This window comes from Spirosoma rhododendri (genome assembly GCF_012849055.1).
In the GTDB taxonomy this organism is placed as follows: Bacteria; Bacteroidota; Bacteroidia; order Cytophagales; family Spirosomataceae; genus Spirosoma; species Spirosoma rhododendri.
This window is the reverse complement of the sequence record NZ_CP051677.1, coordinates 3,075,861-3,094,990: the sequence shown is the minus strand read 5'-3', so window position 1 is coordinate 3,094,990 and position 19,130 is coordinate 3,075,861. Positions and strand designations below refer to the sequence as shown.

13 protein-coding genes and 2 pseudogenes are annotated in these 19,130 nt (G+C 56.3%); 4 read left to right on the top strand and 11 right to left on the bottom strand.

All coding sequences use genetic code 11. From position 1 onward, the window contains the following. Positions 1 to 38 precede the first annotated feature (38 nt). Entirely contained in the window at positions 39 to 1,097 is a 1,059-nt protein-coding gene (locus HH216_RS12785) for a hypothetical protein (RefSeq protein ID WP_408641733.1), read from the bottom strand. Positions 1,098 to 1,260: 163 nt separating this feature from the next. On the opposite strand from HH216_RS12785, the pseudogene HH216_RS26870 reads away from it, so the two are divergent. Further along, positions 1,261 to 1,581 (top strand): annotated as a pseudogene (locus HH216_RS26870) (carboxypeptidase regulatory-like domain-containing protein); the annotation flags it as partial. Positions 1,582 to 1,678: 97 nt separating this feature from the next. Here HH216_RS26870 and HH216_RS25900 read toward each other — a convergent pair. Further along, positions 1,679 to 2,155 carry a hypothetical protein gene (locus HH216_RS25900; RefSeq protein WP_254448405.1) on the bottom strand — a complete coding sequence of 159 codons (477 nt, stop codon included), beginning with the start codon at positions 2,153 to 2,155 and terminating at the stop codon, positions 1,679 to 1,681. On the opposite strand from HH216_RS25900, the gene HH216_RS25895 reads away from it, so the two are divergent. After that, on the top strand, positions 2,148 to 2,510 hold the full coding sequence (locus HH216_RS25895; protein ID WP_254448404.1) for an OmpA family protein: 363 nt from the start codon (positions 2,148 to 2,150) through the stop codon (positions 2,508 to 2,510). The two genes, HH216_RS25900 and HH216_RS25895, sit on opposite strands and share 8 nt — an antisense overlap. Before the next feature lie 115 nt (positions 2,511 to 2,625). Here HH216_RS25895 and HH216_RS12770 read toward each other — a convergent pair whose 3' ends face one another. The 8 genes and pseudogenes from HH216_RS12770 to HH216_RS12740 all read right to left on the bottom strand — a co-directional run bounded on the left by HH216_RS12770 (position 2,626) and on the right by HH216_RS12740 (position 12,921). After that, the gene (locus HH216_RS12770; protein ID WP_169551157.1) at positions 2,626 to 3,483 is read right to left on the bottom strand and encodes a DMT family transporter; all 858 of its coding nucleotides are present in this window, start codon (positions 3,481 to 3,483) and stop codon (positions 2,626 to 2,628) included. Between the two features lie 191 nt (positions 3,484 to 3,674). After that, positions 3,675 to 4,112: a PIN domain-containing protein gene (locus HH216_RS12765; RefSeq protein ID WP_169551156.1), complete on the bottom strand. Its 438-nt coding sequence runs from the start codon at positions 4,110 to 4,112 to the stop codon at positions 3,675 to 3,677. Then, complete coding sequence (locus tag HH216_RS12760; protein WP_169551155.1) at positions 4,109 to 4,336, bottom strand: hypothetical protein; 228 nt, start codon at positions 4,334 to 4,336, stop codon at positions 4,109 to 4,111. Before HH216_RS12760 ends, HH216_RS12765 begins: the two co-directional genes overlap by 4 nt. A gap of 25 nt (positions 4,337 to 4,361) precedes the next feature. Further along, positions 4,362 to 6,464: an NAD(+) synthase gene (gene nadE, locus HH216_RS12755; RefSeq protein ID WP_169551154.1), complete on the bottom strand. Its 2,103-nt coding sequence runs from the start codon at positions 6,462 to 6,464 to the stop codon at positions 4,362 to 4,364. Between the two features lie 200 nt (positions 6,465 to 6,664). Then, on the bottom strand, positions 6,665 to 9,031 hold the full coding sequence (locus HH216_RS12750) for a glycoside hydrolase family 127 protein (protein ID WP_169551153.1): 2,367 nt from the start codon (positions 9,029 to 9,031) through the stop codon (positions 6,665 to 6,667). Positions 9,032 to 9,149: 118 nt separating this feature from the next. Then, positions 9,150 to 9,977, bottom strand: a complete 828-nt coding sequence (locus HH216_RS26640; RefSeq protein ID WP_332871512.1) for a hypothetical protein — start codon at positions 9,975 to 9,977, stop codon at positions 9,150 to 9,152. Positions 9,978 to 10,034: 57 nt separating this feature from the next. Then, a pseudogene (locus tag HH216_RS26635) lies at positions 10,035 to 11,629 on the bottom strand (glycoside hydrolase family 127 protein); the annotation flags it as partial. 152 nt (positions 11,630 to 11,781) lie between these two features. Next, a complete protein-coding gene (locus HH216_RS12740) occupies positions 11,782 to 12,921 on the bottom strand; it encodes a glycoside hydrolase family 18 protein (protein ID WP_169551152.1) in 1,140 nt (379 codons plus the stop codon). Between the two features lie 216 nt (positions 12,922 to 13,137). Here HH216_RS12740 and HH216_RS12735 point away from each other — a divergent pair, with 216 nt between their 5' ends. Then, entirely contained in the window at positions 13,138 to 15,627 is a 2,490-nt protein-coding gene (locus HH216_RS12735) for a phosphocholine-specific phospholipase C (RefSeq protein ID WP_169551151.1), read from the top strand. Positions 15,628 to 15,816: 189 nt separating this feature from the next. On the opposite strand, the gene HH216_RS12730 is transcribed toward HH216_RS12735, so the two are convergent. Next, a complete protein-coding gene (locus tag HH216_RS12730) occupies positions 15,817 to 16,404 on the bottom strand; it encodes an AAA family ATPase (protein WP_169551150.1) in 588 nt (195 codons plus the stop codon). Between the two features lie 163 nt (positions 16,405 to 16,567). Between HH216_RS12730 and HH216_RS12725 the strand changes: the two genes are divergently transcribed. After that, the gene (locus tag HH216_RS12725; RefSeq protein ID WP_169551149.1) at positions 16,568 to 18,997 is read left to right on the top strand and encodes a TonB-dependent receptor; all 2,430 of its coding nucleotides are present in this window, start codon (positions 16,568 to 16,570) and stop codon (positions 18,995 to 18,997) included. The last annotated feature ends 133 nt before the right edge of the window (positions 18,998 to 19,130 follow it).

Genomic DNA, 19,130 nt, shown 5'->3' with positions numbered 1-19,130 from the left:
ACGGAGTGGCCCTTTTTCATTAGTAGCCTGGCGATCGATTAGGCAGCCGGTTCGTCGTTGGCCAGTATCGGTGCGATTACGGTGTTCATCCGCTCGCGCACAAAGCTCTCCTGTAAGTAGGTAGGCAGTTTGGCCACCAGCTGACGGTACGCGTCGACACCCAGCGCTTTGGCGATGTAGGCTTCGTGAATAGCGTTGACGTGCGACACGATATTGACCAGACTTTGGTGAAACAGCTTAACGTCGATCTCTGAATCGACAAACCGCTCGATCTCCCGGTTGGTCGACGAAATGCGCAGGCGGCTCAGCATATCGAAATACGTGGTGTAGCCGATCTGCTTGGCCAGCTGCTTGTATTGCTCGACGCTGAACTTCTGCAACACCTCCCCTGTCTTCGGGCTACGCAGCGCCGTTTTGGGGTTATTCTGAATCACGCTGCGCAGCGTCTTGACGCGCTGATCGCGGGTGGTCTTCAGAAACTGCGCCAGCTCGGCCTGCACCGACCCCTGCCGCGAGGGCAGCAACAGATCGGCCTTGCCAGCCAGCGTAAACCGCCGGGCCATCGGCAGCCGCTGAATGCGGTAACTGTTGATCGGGCCGAGCGCGTAGTACCCAATCGATGCCGGGTAATAGCCACGTACGACCATGTTGCCGATCCGCTTGCGAATCAGCTCTTCATTGCTGACGTTGACGCCCTGAATGGCCAGAAACGCCCGGGCGCTGAACAACGCGCTGTAATAAGCCTGCGGGAATGTCCAGTGCAGCGAGCTTTGCAGATACTGCTCATCGTTGACGACGGGCGTAATCCGCAACGCGTACTCGGCACTCCAGCTGTTGAGCAGCAGTTTCTCGATCGCCTTGATCGTGGCCTCGCTGGGTACACCGTGAAACTGCTGGAATATGGGAAATTTAGCGACATCAAACAGATCCTGCTGGTGCTGGATATGGTAGTCCATCGCAAAGAAATGATTCAAAAACACCTGTGCGGGAATTGACTTCCGCCAGTTTTCATCGGTCACCGGCGGGGTGGCCGCCACAGGGGGCTGCGGGGCCGGAGCGGTCGAAAATTGCGTCATCATGTTGTTTGCCTGTGTCATACAATGCTAACGAAATACAGGCTTGCCGCGTTCCTTTTTCAAGCACATTTTTAAGCATATAACTGTACTGATAATCAGAATCTTACAACGATTTTTTTGACCTCAAAATGACCCGCCGTACACCCACCGTATAATCAACAATTAATCTAATTTTTTACGGCTTATGATGTACTTAAAAGGCAGTCTCAAGCGTTGGGTTTGCATGAGGAAATGCATGCAACACCCATATGTTACTGTACCGATTTTTTTGGGTATACTGGGTTTCCAGATAACTCAAGCCCAGGCACAGTCAGAAACTACGACGACCAGCCAGACAATCCCGGTAGCGGGCACTGTTTTAGACGCTGACACCCATCAGCCCATTCCGGGCGCGACGATTGTGCTTCAAGACCCCTCCGGTAAGATGCTGGGCGAACAGCGGGTTGGAGCCAACGGTGAGTTCCGGTTGGCAGTGGTCAGAAAGCAGCAATACACCCTGAATGCAAAAGCGTTTGGCTACGATGCCAACTCTAAGCAGCTAAGTTTTACTTCGGATTTAACGGATGCGATAAAAGGCTATCCGGTAGAGTTGCACAAAGCTGTTAAGGCCGCAGCAACACCGTCTGTAGCCCCCCGGCCCCAGCAACCCAAACGGCGTCGACATCGCCAACACCGCCGATCAGCACGCAACCGGCTTCGTCGGGCAACTCGACCCCGGAGCCAACCGTTGCTACACCTGCCCCAACGCCAGCGGTAACTGTAGCGAAGACAGCGGCAGTCCCCACACCCGCTACAACGCCAGCGGTAACCGTAGCAACGACAACACCGGCACCAACGCCCAAACCCGTAGCTACGCCCGTCGTGACGCCACCAGCTACGTCAGAGCAGTCGGCAGCGGTTGTAACAGCGTCAGCGCCGGCCGCAGCTAAAGGTCGGCGGGGAACAGCCGCAACCCGTCGGCAGGGAGCCGTTGCCCAGGCCGCAGCCCCCGCTGCTGCCGCGCCCTCAGCACCCGGCAGCAGCGTCGCTCCGCCCAAAACACTTGACGCCAAAGTAAGCAACACGACACCTTTGCTCATCGCCCCGAAAGGTGAGCCGACGCAGCTCAAATCGATCCGGTTTGCGCAGAGCAAGCCAGAGTTGCTACCGGAGTCGCAGGCCGAGCTAGATCAATTGCTGGCTTTCATGAATGGTAACCCCAAAGCCGAAATCGAACTAGCCGGGCACACCGACAACCAGGGCAATTTTGAAGAGAACGTGCAACTATCGCGGCTGCGCGTAGAAGCGGTGAAGGAGTATCTGGTGCGTAACGGCATCGCGGCCAGTCGGGTTACGGCGAAAGGCTACGGCCCCTCCCGCCCCATCGCCAGCAACAACCACGAAGAAACACGGCGCCTAAATCGCCGGGTCGAATTCACGGTGACGAAGGAGTAGTGGTGAGTTTAAGGTCTAATGTCTAAGGTTTAAAGTTGCGCAAGGCTAGAAAACTTTAAACCTTAGACATTAAACCTTAAACCCAAACAGTAAGCGCGACCCCGCAAGGTCGCGCTTACTGTTTACGGCCCAGCCAAAGCCCGATGATGACCAGCACCGTACCGGCGATGGTGTAGCTTGTGATGGGCTCCTCCAGAAGCACGTATGAGTAGATGAAGCCAAAAATGGGGCACAGATACAGGAACAGCGACGCCCGGACAGGGTCCTGCCGAATCAGAAAAAACCAGAGTTGTAACGCCCCAACCGACACCGGCAGAATCAGCCACCAGACTGCACCCCAGAAACGCAAGTCGTAGTGGGCCGTGGCAAAATCAGCCGAGAGCAGCGTGACAGGTAAAAGCATCAGTCCGCCCAGCAGCACCTGCCAGCCATTGATAACCAGGTTCGGCAACCGCCAGTCGACACTCGCGTAGTAGACCGTTGCCGCCGACACCGCTACCACGCCAAACAACAGGATCAGAATACCCTCGATGGTTGCGTAGCTGTTCAGGAGCAACGGGTACGTCGCAACACCGACACCCGCCAGGCCCAGCAACAGGCCCAGTATTTCGTTTCGATGCGGCCGTCGACGCAGCCACAGGGCCGACAGCAGCGTGATAAACAGCGGGTTCGTCGCCGTACTCAGGCTACCAATACCCGCCGAAACCTGCTTCAGCGCCAGCACAAATGAGCCGAGGTATATTGTGGTATTCAGCAGCGCAAAAATGAGCAGTTGCCGCCACTCAGCCCCGCGCGGCCAGGCGTCACGCGTCCGCTGCACGCCATAGGCAAACAGCAACATGCCCGTACCGGCGATAAAAAACCGCACATTGGCCAAAATCAGCGGATGTACCGACTGCACACCCAGCTTGGTCGCTACGGCCGCCGACGCCCACAGGGCGGCAAACAGAATACCGGGTATAAGTTGACTCACAATAGCTACAGTAGTCGAATTCGTACTTTTTTTGGTGTGATAACCGTGAACGCATCAATCAGCCGTTCGCCGTAGTCCGACACCGTTTTTAAGATGATACGTGCTTTCTCGTCGGTAGTTGTTCGGGGTAGTCGGTGAAAGAGAATGCCGCTATGCAACTGTTCAAAATTACTGTCACCCGTCGATGCGTTTCAGGTAGGGCCATTGGTTTGCTGACTAATAAAGTCGCTGAACAACTGAACCTTTTCATACCCTTTCGCCACTAAGCCCTCGCACAACGGCTTATCGCGCGTCAGCAAAGTAGCACTCAGTTCGATACTCAGTGCTACGTAGGCTACGTCTTTAGGGTCTATATCAGCTACCAACTGCGTTGCCTGATTGTATGAGTCGGCCGTTATGATGTAATCAGGCACTACGACTATGTTGGCAAAAAGTGCCAGCGTAAATGCTTTCAGATCGGTACCTTTGACAGCTGATTTTTTGAGGAGAACTGTTCTGTAATTGTTCAGCTCGGCCAGCACAAAATCAGGCGCGTAAACTGTGTGTCTGCCGAATAAAGCCCGATAAACCGCTTTCTGACTCAGTAAGCCACTAAATAAAATGTTGGCATCGAGAACATACTGGTTCATAACGCCCGCTGTCGTCGCTGCTGATACTCATTAAAAGCCAACTGGCGTGCCTGCTCGAATTCAGCGTCCCAATTTACATCCGGCCTATCCTGCATGGCCGTCTGCACTCGCTCATCCAGCAGTCGAAACCGCTGGTACGCCAGTTCTTCTTCCAGCAAGCCGCGAATAGCACCTACCCCAAGCTGCTGTACCAAATCATCCTGCACTTCTACCTGAATCGTCATAGCGTTAACAAGTTACGCTTTTTAGTCAAAACCCGATCTTGCCCCGGGCTGGATTACCTTTTCGGCCATTGGGCTTCTGTTCGTTGGCCCAATCACGCATCTCGGCGAGTTCCTTTTCGAAGCCGCCCGACAGGATCGGGAAACGGCACCACGAACGGGGGTCGAGGTTGTGGTCGTCGAGGTGGAAGCTGGGGGCGTAGCGTTCGCGCTTCCATTGGTTGCGGCTCCACAACCGGAAAAACCGCTCGACCCAGCTCAGCAGTTGCTCGCGGTCGTAGCGCCCAGCATAGCGCACCTCGATCTGCTTCAGCACGTCGACGGGGGCCTGCTTGTCGCGGATACCGGCGTCTTCGATGGAGTTCAGCACGTCGAACGGCATCAGGTCCTGCTCGTCGGTCTGCTTACGGTCGGCGGGGCGCAGTTCAGCGGTGGGTTGCAGGTTGTTGACCCGGTGCAGGCCCTTCACTTTTATCAGTTCGCTCGGTCGAACGTCGTCTTCGGTAGCCAGACTGGTGCGGTCGGTGGGTTCGGGCGCGTTTTTCACGTTCAGGCCAACCGTTTCGAGCCAGCGCAGCCAGCCGCGCAGGAAATGCTTGTCGATGCCGGTGATGGGCGAAATACTACCCGACGTATCGCCGTCCATCGTCGCGTAACCCACGGCGGCTTCGGAGCGGTTCGAGGTCGTCAGCAGCAGGGCGTTATTAATGTTGGCCAGCATCCAGATACTCGGGGCACGCACCCGCGCCTGAATGTTTTGCAGGGTCAGGTCATCGATTTCCCACGTCAATTCGCGGCCAATCTGCCCTTCGATCAGGCCCCGGTATGTGTCGACCAGCCCCTCAATGTCGATATTCAAAAAAGTTGCCCCAATATCGTCGGCCAGTTCCTTCGCCGACTGGTACGTATCGTCCGACGAGTTTTTCGTGCCCTGATACATCACCGTCAGCAGTTTGCCGAGCATGGCTTCGGGCGTGTCGCAGTTCTGAATAGCTTTGATGTAACTCAGCTTTTTCTTCACCCCGTCGATACCGATGTTCTCCACCGCCATGCGGATCATCAGGTAGACGGTGGCCGCAATCGCCGACGAGTCAGCCCCACCACTTAGCGACAGCACGTAGCCCTGCGAACGGCTTTTGCGCAGGTAATCGAACAGGCCAAGCGCCACGGCGCGGGCAAATTCTTCTTCTTTCAGGTAGCCGCCCCGCTCCCACGCTTCGAGTTCGGCCTTCTGAATCACAGGCGCGACCTCGGGCCAGTCGAAGCGTTCGGATACACGCAGGTTCGGATACGCCAGTGCGATGTTGCCCCGGTTCTGCACCTGACTGAGCCGCGTCAGGTCGACGTCGACTACGGCCGGAACGATCACAAAATCTTCATAGCTCAGCCGCGCGCCCGACACCAGCAGTTCGCCGTTGGACGCCACCATCGCATCGCCGTCGTAGATTACCCGTCCGGCTTCGTTGCCCAGCATATTGGCGTAGATATAGCTAACCCCGAACGACCGCGACGCGTCGACCACAAACCGTTCGCGCGTCTGCGATTTCATAAAGGCAAAGTGGCTGGCCGACGGGTTCAGAATCAGGTCGACACCCCGTTCGTAGAGAATCCGGCCGGGGCGGTTGGCAATCCACGCATCCTCGCAAATTTCAAAGCCGACGCGTACGCCCGACAGATCGAACACGACATCGCCAAAGGGATAGGTGAATTCGCCAATTTTGACCTCGTCGCGCACGTAGGGTGCCCACGGCTGGAACCAGCGGGTTTCGTAGTGAATACCATTGTTGGCCAGATATTGCTTAACCGCGAAGCCTAGAATCCGCTTGTTGGCGATCAGGCAGGCCACGTCGTAAGTGCGGTTGTTGTGACGCAGGGGTAATCCCACCGCCACCGCAATATCAGCCGTGTACCCGACGATGTCCAGCAGCGACGCAATCGACTGATCGATGGTGTTCTGCGAGTAAAACGCATCCTCGCAGCCATAGCCCGTGATACACAGTTCGGGCAGACACAGCAGGCTGACGTTCTGCCGCTGCGCTTCGGCAATGGCGTCGATGATGTTCTGTTTGTTATGGTCCCAGGCCAGCGGAATCTGATTCAGCACACCAGCGGCTACTTTGAGAAGTTGCATGAAATAAAGAGCGTATGAGTGAAAGAGCGATTCAGCTCGTCGGCTGGCAGATCGAGGCTCTCTATGATCTCGTTAATAGGAGAACAAATATGGGCAGGGAATAGGTTTAGCGCTGAATCGATCTGACAGATTCATCATAAAACAGCAAACGCCCAGTGAAATCACCGGGCGTTTACTGATTAATTACTCACTTACCGAGTCTACTCCCGTACCATTCGAACGCCGTAGACGGGTCCGGCCGCGTTGTTGGGTTTGGCCTGTAGCTTGATCGTTACCGACGTTTTGCCTTTCGTGAGTTCGATGGGAAGCTTGTACGGGATGTCGTAGAAGCGGCTTTCCTTGTACTTGTTGAGGTCTTCGCTGGCAATCACGTTACCATCCACGGCTACATCGAACAGGCGGCCCCGGTTGTCCATGCCCCAGTAGGTACCGATCAGGATATTCTGCTTGTCGGGGTCGGTTTTCATCGTGAAAGTCATCGCATTCCCTGCGTTGGCGACGCGGAATTTGCGGGTGTGGTCTTCGCCGGTTTCCAGCTTGTCACCGATTAGGTTGTGATCGCGTTCGGGTTGCATCTCGCCCAGTCGCAGCAGGTCGACGGTCCGGCGCTCGAGGTCGGCGGCTTCGCGACGTTTCTGCTCGTACACGACCTGCTGCTTCTGCCAGCCGTCGGGGGTGAATACGTCCCAGTAAACGGTGTAGAAATTCTTTTGCAGTTCGTAGAACGGGCGGAGCGTCACCGCCGATTGCCCACCGGTGCTGCTCGTGCGAAACTCCAGCGGTTTGTTGGTCGCTTTGAGCCAGGTGTTGGGGTCGGCCGTGCTGGTTACGAAGACGGGAACGCCCTGCGTAGGGTCGGGTTCAGTAGCGCCCAGATCGCCAGCCAGCAATACGGGACCGTAGAAAAACGCCTGCCGGGCCGGATTGTCGGGCATGGCCAAATAACGCAGGTTAGCGGGTAACGTTAGTTCGATTTTATCGCCGGTTTTCCATTTCCGGGACACGACCACGTAGCCGTCCTGCATAGTCTGCGACACGGCTTTCCCATTCACCCGCACGACCATGTCGCCACCGAGCCAAGCCGGTTTGCGGATGCGAATCGGCAGCGCAACGGCTTTGTCGGCCCGCACAGTCATGGAAACGTTAGCACTGCTGGGCAGGTTGGCGTTCATCGTCAGGTGCAGCCCTTTGTCTTTCCAGTTCAGTTCCGACGGGATAAACAGGTTGACGAACAGGCTACCATCAGCACCTTTGAAATAGATGCTTTCGCCGTATTTGACGTGGTTTTCCATGCCCGTCCCGACACAGCAGGTGAAATCTTCCTCTTCGTTGCTGAAGTGTTTCCGCGTACCCATCCTAAGCGGCACGAAGTAGCAAACCATACCATCCTGATGGTTCTGCGACGCCAGAATGTGGTTGTACAACGCCCGTTCGTAGAAATCCATGTACGAAGCAGTGGGGTGCAGCGCGAACAGATGCCGGGTCAGTTTCAGCATGTTGTGCGTGTTGCAGGTCTCCATCGTATTGTCGGTCAGCTTGTCGTTGAGCTGATCGGGCGTGCTCAGGTACTCGTAGTTGCTGTTGCCGCCGGGCGCGTAGGTATGGTGGTTGACGACCGTGTTCCAGAAGAAATCCGACATCGCAAAATCGGGCTGACTACCGGTAAGTTCGTACCGCCGGATCGTACCAATCAGCTTGGGAATCTGCGTGTTCGAATGCCGACCGGGCAGAATGTCGCGTTGGTGGGCCAGTGAATCGAGTACGCGCCGGTCGTGAAATTTATACGACAGATCGAGGTATTTTTTGGTACCGGTCAGGGCGTAGGTGTTCACCAGCACGTCGTTCATACCGCCGTATTCGCAGAGCAGCATCTGCTGAATCTTCTCGTCGGACAGGTTTTTCAGGATGTCGCCGGTCCAGTCGGCCATGCCCGTTTCAACCGTCAGGGCTTTCGTATTTCCGGCATACAGATACGCATCGAGCAGGCCAGCCATGACTTTGTGGACCGTGTACCAGGGCGACCATGCACCGTTCAGGTCGAAGCCCCGCGACCGGATAACGCCGTTCGACACTTCTGTAAACACGGTGTCTTCCTTCGGAATAGCCCCGACATAACCCGTTTTCCGCGCCCGCTGACACTCGGCCAGTTCATCTACCACGTAGTCGACCCGTTTTTTAAACTCAGGGTCGTTGGTAGCCGCGTAGTGCAGCGCCATCGCCGACAGGTAGTGCCCCAGCGAATGCCCGGCCAGCCCCGATGACTCCCATCCGCCGTATATTTCGCCCTTCGGTTTCAGCCCCGCATGCGTCCGAAACTGCGCCAGCAGCCGGTCGGGCTTAAGGCCAAGCAGAAAGCGCGTGTCAGCTTCCTGCGCCGTTTTGAATGGGCTGTCGAGCAGTTTAACGTCGCCCGGCGCGAACGAATACGCCCGCACCGGCACGGCGGTCTTCACCTTCACGCGGGTATCGTTCTGCTCAGGGAGGTAGGTTTGACAAAGAGCGAAAGAATGAAAGAGTGAAAGAGTGATGGTTGCAACGAGCAACGGGAGTTTTGAGGGCAATTTCATGGTACGGGGGATATGGTCACCCCCCGTCCCCCTGAAGGGGGTGAGGACATCGACTTATACCGAGAAGATTCAAGCGACGTCCTCACCCCCTTCAGGGGGACGGGGGGTATCTCTGGTTTCACTCTTTCGCTCCGGTTCGGCGTCCCGATTCGCTCTTTGAGTCAACACTCCACTCGATAATGCCAGCAGAGGCTTCTTTCGGCAATTGAATTTCCATGCGCAGCGCGTCGGTTTCGACAGGTTCAAAGCTGACGGTATCAAACTGATCCTTCGTGACGGCATAGGGCGTCTTGGCTACGACGGGCTGCCAGTTACCAGATGCGGTTTTGTACAGCAGTTTCCAGCCAGCCGGGATGCGGCACCCGCCCCATGGACTATCATCGAACCAGTAGACGCTTGACGACGAAACCGTCGTGGGCTTAGCGAAGGTATACTGTACCCACTGAAGCGTATCTTTCTTGGGCCACCAATGGTAGTAAATGTTGTCGTGGTCGTTGGAGTTCTTTGGCGTCTCCCGGTCGTTCAGCGCCATCAGCGTCTTGCTGGGTGTCGAAGCCGACAGCTTACTGGTCGACGCTATGGTTGGGGCGGGTGTGACGCGGGCAACCGTGGGTTGCGTAGCCAGCCACACACTCATCTCGCCGTTGCCCCGGTTTGCCCAGGCGTAGTACGGAATGGCTGTCAGTTGAGCCGGGCTAAACGCCAGCTGATTGTTCGCATCGCGCCGGACTTTCTGCACGTTAGCGGTGATCTCTTCGACACCGCCCAACTTACCCGACTTATACGAAGCCGTCAGTTGGGCCGTGTTGGGCAGGATCATGTCGAGCACGTGACCGTCGGGTGAATCGGGCCACTCGGCGCAGTAGACAATCGGACCGCGTTCCAGCGCGACCTTGTGCTGATCAGCTTTTATCTTTTCGTTCGCCACCACCCGCCGAACGTCCATCGGCAGCGACAGCCGCACCACGTCACCCTTTTTCCACGACTGATTCAGAATGGCATAGCCGTTTTCCAGTTTGTAATCGGCTTTCTTCCCGTTAATCGTCAGCACGACAGGGCTCTCCTGCTGACTGGCAAAGCGGTACAGATCACCCGGCACGGGTTGGTTCTGCGCCCAGCCCGGCACGCGAATCGCCAGCTCAAACGCGCCCGCTTTGGCGGGATTCAGTGTGAAAGCAACGTCACCATCCCACGGATAGCGTGTTTCCTGCATCACCGTTACCGCCTTGCCATCGAGCGAAACGTTGGCCGTGCTGTTGACGAACAGATTGGCGTAGAGCCGGTTGCCGCGCTGTGCGTAGACGTAGCCCGGCATCGACGGAATAAACCGGCAGACATTGCTGGGGCAGCAGGCACAGCCGAACCAGGCCGCCCGCGTGTGTTGACCACGCGATTCAAGGGGATTGGGGTAGAAAAAGCGGTCTCCACTCAGCGAAACGCCCGACAGCATCCCGTTGTATAACGTCCGTTCGAGTACGTCGTAGAATTTGGCGTCGCCATGCAACAGAAACAGGCGCTGATTCCAATAGATCTCGCCGATAGCCGCGCAGGTCTCGTTGTACGCGCTCATGTTGGGCAGGTTGTAGTCGTCGCCAAAGCCTTCGTGCCCGCCCTCAGCGCCGATACCCCCGTCAGGTAGTATTTGCTGTCGACTACATCGTGCCAGATTCTGTCGATGGCGTTGACGTAGGCTTTGTCGCCAGTGATGGCAGCGACATCGGCCATGCCTGAATACATATAGGTCGCACGGACGGCGTGGCCCACGGCGGTTGTCTGTTGCGTGACGAGTTTGTGATCCTGACTGTATTCTTTGCCGGTGCCGCGCACGTCGAGCAGGAATTTGGCGAGGTCGAGGTAGGCCTTCTTACCCGTCACACGGTAGAGCTTCACCAGCCCCATTTCCACGATCTGATGACCGGGTGAGTAATGCAGCTTGCCGGGACCGAAATCCTTCACCAGCAAATCCGCGTTTTTCGTCGCGACGTTCAGCAGCGTCTTTTTGCCCGTCGCCAGGTAGTGAGCAGCAGCCGCTTCAAAGAGGTGACCACTGTTATAGAGTTCATGGCTTAGGTCCGACTCTTTCTCCCAGCGTTTCAACCCCGACCACGGGTGCGGGTTCGCCGGGTCGATGGTGCGGGCGGTGTAGAGGTAACCGTCAGGCTCCTGCGCAGCGGCCACGTAGGTAATCAGCGAATCGACGCGGGCTTCGAGCTTTTTATCGGGGAAGGTTTGAATCGAATAGCTCGCGCCCTCGATAATCTTGTAAATGTCGGTGTCGTCGAACGGGTATTCCGTGCAGAATTTAGTACCCTGCTTCAGATGCCCCGCCACTAGAAAATTGTCGACCCGGCCGGTGCTGTAGCATTGTTGCAGCGCAATCGGAATCGTAACGTCGTGGTTACGCCGGATACGCGGTGCCCAGAACTGATCAGTGACTTTCACCGCTGTAAACGGCACCGGCTGAATGGGGTAATCACCTTTGACAGGCGTCGGTTTACTTTTTGCAGTACCAGTCTGCGCAAAGCCTGTATGTATCGACGCAACACAGAGTAGCACAAACGCAGTATCGCGCAGCAGATGAGACAGTTTTGTAAGCATGGGGCGGGTCCGTTCTGTTCGTAGGAGGAGTCTACGAAAGTACAAATTTACCCACCCGGCTATGTCTCCTTTCTTTACTGGAACTGCTACTATCTTAACTGGATTTAGCCCAACCATCCCTTCGTTAGGCTAAATCCAGTATCAACCGACGATTATTTTGTGAATCGATCGGTCATGGCATCTAGCAGTACGTCCCTTTGCTTGAGGTCGTAAGTATATTCCCAGAACATGATACCAGCCAGGCCTTTCGACTTCACGTAGTCGACCCGATTTTTTAGCGATTCGGGATCGGCATAAGAGATAAACATGCGCTGGGTCGGATTCCAGAGGTAGGGCGACTTGGCGGTGTCGTCCCAATATCGGGTGAAGCCGTTTTTATTGATGTACTTGGCCATCAGTTCATCGTAGCTGATGAAATAATGCTTGCCGGGAGCGGGTTGATACAGGCCCTTGTTTTCCGGCTTCACGTCGGTCCAGCCACGGCCGTAGAACGGTACGCCCAGCACGATCTTATTGGCCGGAACGCCCGCCCGGATGTGCCCCTCAACCGCCGTGACGCTGCCCGTCCGCGCGTGCGGTGCCGGGTCCGACTGATAGAGCGGACTGTGATGCCCGGTCTGCTTGTCGTTGCCGTGGTACAGATCGTAGGTCATAATGTTCAGGTAGTCGAGGTATTTCTGCGCGTCGGCCAGCTCGGTATGGTTCACGAAAGCCGTGTCGCCCCCGGTTGCCGACGTGAGCAGGTAGTGGTTTTTGCCCGTCCGCCCGTCGCGCTTACCTTCCTCGTCCAGCCGGTCGCGCAGGGCTTTCAGAAACAGCGTATAGTTCTGCTTGTCTTCGGGCCGGAAGATATTACCTGCCCCGATCTGCGCCGGGTATTCCCAGTCGATGTCGACGCCGTCGAGCTTATTTTTCTTCAGTAAAGCCACCGCGACATCAGCAAATTTCTTCCGGGACGCATCGTCCAGGGCTGCGTCGGAGAAGTATTTACAACCACCCCAGCCGCCAATCGAAATCAGGATTTTCAGGTCTTTATTAACCGACCGCAGGCTGGTCAGCGCAGCCATGTTCGCTTCGTCTTTCGGCTTCATCGGCTCCAGCCCACCCGTCGAATCGGGGACAGCGAAGGCGTAATTGATATGCGTCAGTTTGCGAGCCTGAATCTGCTGTTTCGTCCAGCCGTCGCCCGTGACGTAGCCAATCATGACAGGCGACTGCCCGGACGCAACCCGATAAAACAGACACGAAAACGCGATGAGCAGACTGCAAACAAGCGGTGTAAAGCGAATCATTGATAGAAGTTGAGTTTAGTAAATGCAGTTTCGAAGATACGCAGGATGGCCCTTGCGTCGGACGCTTACGACCAAACTGTTATCGGCAGATTCGCGCTCGCAGGCTGTGTTTATGTTGCTATAAGCCGTCGTTACCAAATCGTTAAGTCTGACCGGGCGGCACGATTTCGTGACAGGGAAGGTTGTATTTTCGTTGTCGTACAGACCAGTTTATTCATGGACACCAGGCGAGATTTTCTCAAGAAAGCGGCTTTGCTGGCCGGTAGTGCAGGCTTCACCGACGGTCTGCCCGCATCTATTCAGCGGGCGCTAGCCATTGCACCGAAGCCCGGTACCACCTATCTCGACGCTGAACACGTGGTGGTGCTGATGCAGGAAAACCGCTCGTTCGACCACTGTTACGGTATGCTGCGGGGCGTTCGAGGCTTCAACGATCCACGGGCCATCACGCTGCCCGACAACAAACCCGTCTGGCTGCAAACCAACCGGGCCGGACAAACCTATGCGCCCTTTCGGCTCAATCTACGCGACACAAAAGCCACCTGGATGAGTTCGCTCCCGCACTCGTGGACTAACCAAGTCGATGCGCGCAACGGGGGCAAATACGACAAGTGGCTCGATGCCAAACCATCCGGCAATCCGGCCTACGCGCAGATGCCGCTGACGATGGGCTACTACGACCGCAACGACATTCCGTTCTATTACGCGCTGGCCGACGCCTTTACCATCTGCGACCAGAATTTCTGCTCATCGCTGACCGGTACTACACCCAACCGCTTGTTTTTCTGGACGGGTACGGTGCGCGAAAACGCCGATGCACTGGCCCGCGTCCGCAACGAAGACCTCGACTACGACAAGCCCGCCGACTGGAAAACCTTTCCCGAACGGCTCGAAGACAACGGCATCTCGTGGCGCATCTATCAGAACGAAATCAGCCTGCCCAGCGGCCTGAACGGTGACGAAGATGCGTGGCTGAGCAACTTCACAGACAACCCGCTCGAATGGTTTTCGCAGTACAACGTCCGGGCATCGGCCAGCTACCAACGCTACCGCCTGCACCTGCTCGACACGTTGCCGGGCGAAATCAGCGCGCTCGAAAAACAACTGGCGGAGTTACCCACAGACAGTTCTGAACAGGGCAAACTAACCCGTACGTTGGCGCAGAAACAACAGTGGCTGACGACGCTGACGAACGAAAAACCGGTATCAGTCGAGCAGCTATCGGCTCGGGAACGGGCGTTGCATGAGAAAGCATTCACGACCAACACTGGCGACCCCGACTACCGTAGCCTGACCAAACACACGTATCAGGACGGCGACACCCAGCGGGAGGTATTGATTCCGAAGGGCGATGTGCTGCATCAGTTCCGCAGCGACGTGCAGTCGGGTACGCTGCCGACGGTTTCATGGGTGGTGGCCCCGGAAAACTTCTCCGATCATCCCGGTGCGCCCTGGTACGGTGCGTGGTATTTGTCGGAGATGATCGACATCCTGACGAAGAACCCGGAGGTCTGGCAGAAGACGATTTTCATTCTGGCTTACGACGAAAACGACGGTTATTTCGACCACATCCCGCCCTTCGTAGCGCCCCACCCCGACCGACCCGAAACCGGCAAAACCACCGACGGACTCGATACGAAAGCCGAACACGTCAGTCCGGCGCAGGAGCACCGCCGGACCGTAAAAAATCCCCAACACGACGCCCGCGACGGGGCTATCGGCCTGGGCTACCGCGTGCCGCTCGTGATTGCATCGCCCTGGAGCCGGGGTGGCTACGTCAATTCTGAGGTGTTCGACCACACGTCGGTGCTGCAATTTCTGGAAGGCTTTATCGGGAAGAAATACGGAAAGGACGTTCGCGAAACGAACATCAGCCCCTGGCGACGCACCGTCTGTGGCGACCTGACATCGGTCTTCCGCCCTTACAACGGCGAACCCATCGCCCTACCGACGTTCGTACCGAAAGACCCGTTTTTCGAGAGCGTTCACAAGGCCAAATTCAAGCAGGTACCGAGCAATTTCCACCCGCTCAGTGCCGACGAAATCCGCACCGCTGGGCAACCGTCTGAGTCAGGCAGTGTGCTGCCCCGGCAGGAACCCGGTACGCGCCCAGCCTGCCCCCTCCCCTACGAACTATCAGCCAACGGTCGGCTGAACCAACAAACGAACACGTTCGACATCAGCCTGTCGGCGGGGAACGAACGGTTTGGTAAACGAGCCGCCGGGGCACCGTTCATGCTCTACAATATGGCTGACCATTCCGTGCGTGACTACGCGCTAACGCCGGGCACGCATCTGTTCGACTCATTACCCCTTGCGGCCGATGGTACGTACGCGTTTCGTGTGTATGGGCCAAACGGTTTCTTCCGCGACTTTACGGGCAACTCGCTGGCACTGATGCCCACAATCTCGGTGGCGCTGGCCCCCAAAAGCGCTACGCCTGAATTGCAGATTCGCCTGACAAACCCCAATCCGACACAGCCCCTGCTTATCGAACTGAGCGACGAATCGTACCGGACCGAGAAGCAACAGGTTACACTGGCCGGTGGCCGGTCTGCGCTGATACGCTGGCCACTGAGCGACAGCCGGGGCTGGTATGATTTCTCGATTCGCCCATCTGGACCCGGCACCAATGCTACGGGGCATCGCTTTGCCGGGCGGGTCGAAACGGGCGCGGAAACCATCAGCGACCCGGCGATGGGGTGAGGCTGTTAAGCGCTAGCTCTATTACCCCCCAGCCCCCTGAAGGGGAGCGGTTCATTTGCGGAATACTCCCCCTTCAGGGGGCTGGGGGTAAAAGAACCAACTAAAAGCTGGCTGTTACCTGTCCTGTAGCGGGGATTTAACTACCTGTCCTTCAGGCAGTGCCGGGAGCTATAGTACCGTCTCTCCTACCTACTTCTCATTCATAAGTTTCCACTGCCGGTACGCTTCGGCCTGATAATCGGTTGGTGTTTCGGCTACTTCGGCGGGCGTGATCGCTTCGCTCCAGTCGGCGGGGCTGAGTAGTTCAGGCTTGAAGTCGACGCTTTTTTTCAGCGCGGCTAGTTGTTGCGCCTGCCGTCGTATCACGTCCTCTCCTACTGAATCATCGCGGTACTTGTCGCGCCGGATACACTCTTCCACCGGCGTATCAACCAGTTGGTACGTCACTTCCACCGGATCCGACTGACTCAGTAACAGTTTCCGAAACTGACTCAGGTACGACGGCCGCAGGTTGGTATTGTCGATCAGCAGGTTCCAGCCCTGCTTCAATCCCTTTAAAATCGTTGTCGTCTGCAACTCATTGACCATCCGCTCGACCCGGTCGCGCTGATGCTCCGGCCACGTCTGATTGTATTCGCTCAGCGATACCGATAGCAAACTACGCCGGAGATCGTCGCGGTTGACGCGCAGATAGTCGGGCTTGTCGCGGCAAAATTGCCGGGCCAGCGTCGATTTGCCGCTGCCGCTCAGCCCAATCAAAATAAGTACTCGTTTCATACTAATGTCCCTCATCAACCCCACTTATGGGGTATCCCGTCCGGACTACTGACTAACTACCAATTTGTACAGGAAATGTTTTGTTAAGAATAAATCTAAACAAAGTGTTGCCTTGTCCGTATCCGCCCTTACTTTTGCGACAGTTTGTAATTGATCTAAATAGATGAAAGCAACGTTTACAACCATTTGCTATACATTTTTCCTGCTGCTTGTTACGACCGTGATGACACTGGCACAAACAGGCGGAAGCATTAGCGGTGTCGTTAAAACCAGTGATGGTTCGCCCGCGTCCTTCGTCAATGTCGGTTTGAAAGAAGCGCGTAAAGGTACTGTTACGGCCGAAGACGGTTCGTTCACCCTGAAAAACATCGCCCCGGGTTCGTACACGCTTCGCATTACGTTCGTTGGCCTTCAACCGCAGGATCAGTCGGTTACGGTATCGGCTGGTCGCACGACAACCGCCAATTTTTCACTGGTTGAAAGTGCATCGCAGCTTGACGAAGTCGAAGTTACCGGCTCTAATAAAGTCGTTTCGGTGGGTAAGGCCGGACTGGCACCGCTCGATCTGCCCCAAATGACGGGTATTGTCAGTAACGTCGTTATCGAAAATCAGCAGATTTCCCGGCTCGGCGATGCCATCCGCAACGTGTCGGGCGTGGCCCTGACGCAGCAGCGGGGCGGGGTAGCCGAAACGTTTACGGCCCGTGGCTACAGCATCGGTATTGCAGGGGGCGCAGGCAGCATCTTCAAAAACGGCGTCATTTCCAACACCAACGGGTTCCCCGAAGCCAGTACGCTCGAATCGGTCGAGGTATTGAAAGGCGCATCGTCATTGCTGTACGGCAACGTGTCGGGCGGTATGATTATCAACCTCGTTACCAAAAAGCCCCGCTTTGATTTCGGGGGCGAAGTGCAGATGCGCGTCGGTAGTTTCGGTCTGTACAAACCCATCGTCGACATCTACGGACCCATCGCTAAAAACCTCGCGTTCCGGGTCGTTGGCACCTACGAGAGGTCGAACAGCTACCGCGACGTCGTGAAAACCGACCGCGTGTATGTCAACCCGTCACTGCAATACAACCTGGGCAGTAAAACCACGATTCTGCTTCAGGGCGACTACCTGAAGTCGAACCTGACGCCGGATTTTGGCGTAGGATCGCTGAACCTGAATCAGGACGCCGTCATTCCCGACGTACCCCGGTCCCGCTTCATCAACGTAGCCTGGGCGTACAACAACCTCGACCAGAAATCGGGGTCGGTAACGGTCAACCATTCGTTCAACGACAACTGGAAACTGACGGCTATCGGTGCAGCACAGCAGACCAACGTAACTGCTTTCGGTACGGGTGTTCCTAACAACAACATCGCGGCCAATGGCGACTGGAACCGCACGCTGAGCCGGACACTGACAACCGAAAATAATGCAACGGGGCAGGTGAACCTGACCGGCCGGTTCAACACGGGTAAAATCGCGCACCAGGTGCTGGTCGGTGCCGATCTGGTAGCCGTAACGAACATCAGCAACTCGTTTACGATCACCAACAACGGAACGACGGTGACGACCTACGACAAGTTCAACATCCTGAATCCAAGCCTGTATCCTGAACAAACGTACATTCCGAATGCTGACGTAGTAGCCCGAACAACGGCCCCGTCGCTGCGGAACGGTGTGTACATCCAGGATTTGATTGCCCTGAGCGACAAGTTTAAAGTACTGGCCGGTGTGCGGTGGTCGTCGCAGAAAACGTTGCAGACCACGATTCTAAACCAGATGACCGGCGTTGAAACGCGCGGCCCGGCCGTCGACAAGACCGATGCGGCTTTCTCGCCAAAATTCGCGCTGATCTACCAGCCGACCCGCACCACCTCGACCTATGTCAGCTACGCCAACAATTTCAACATCAACACGGGCGTCGACATCTACGGCGCTACGCTGAGTCCGTCGATTGTTGATCAGTACGAGTTGGGCATAAAGAACGACCTGTTCGGGGGTCGCGTGTCGGCCAACGCCAGCGTTTACCGCATCCAGAACAGCAACCTCGCCCTGACCGCCCTGACCAAAGCCGACGGTTCGCCCAACACCGACACCAACGTGAAGGAGTTCACCGGTCAGACAACGAGCGACGGGTTTGAAGTCGATATCAACGCCAGCCTGTCGAAGAATTTCTACTTTATCACGGGCTACGCCTACAACTACATCCGCTACACCAAAACGGCGCAAACAACGGGTGCTTTCATTGAGGGTGAGCGCCTGACCAACAGCCCTGCACACACGGCCAACGCTACGATCTTTTACACCTTCGACCTGCCTAAACTGCGCGGTCTGAAGCTGGGTGCGTCGGCCTTCTACACAGGTGCCCGCAACGGCGGCAACAACAACACCTACGGACAGACACCCGCTTTCAGCCGCCTGATTCCGCTTACGGGCTTTACAACCATCGACCTGACGGCGGGCTACGGCTACCGGGCGGTGTCGCTGCTGGTGAAGCTGTCGAACATTACCAACGAACTGAACTACCTGATCCACGACCGCTACAGCATCATGCCAATTCCACCCCGGCAACTGACAGCTACACTGGGATACAAGTTCTAGGTTTTCGGTTTACAGTAGCCGGTTTTCGGTGGCTACCGCATTCCTTACATACGCAAAGCCCCGAACTGTGAAGTTCGGGGCTTTGTCGTTTGGGTGCAGTTGCTGACGCAATTATGTCGGGGCGGGCCGAGCT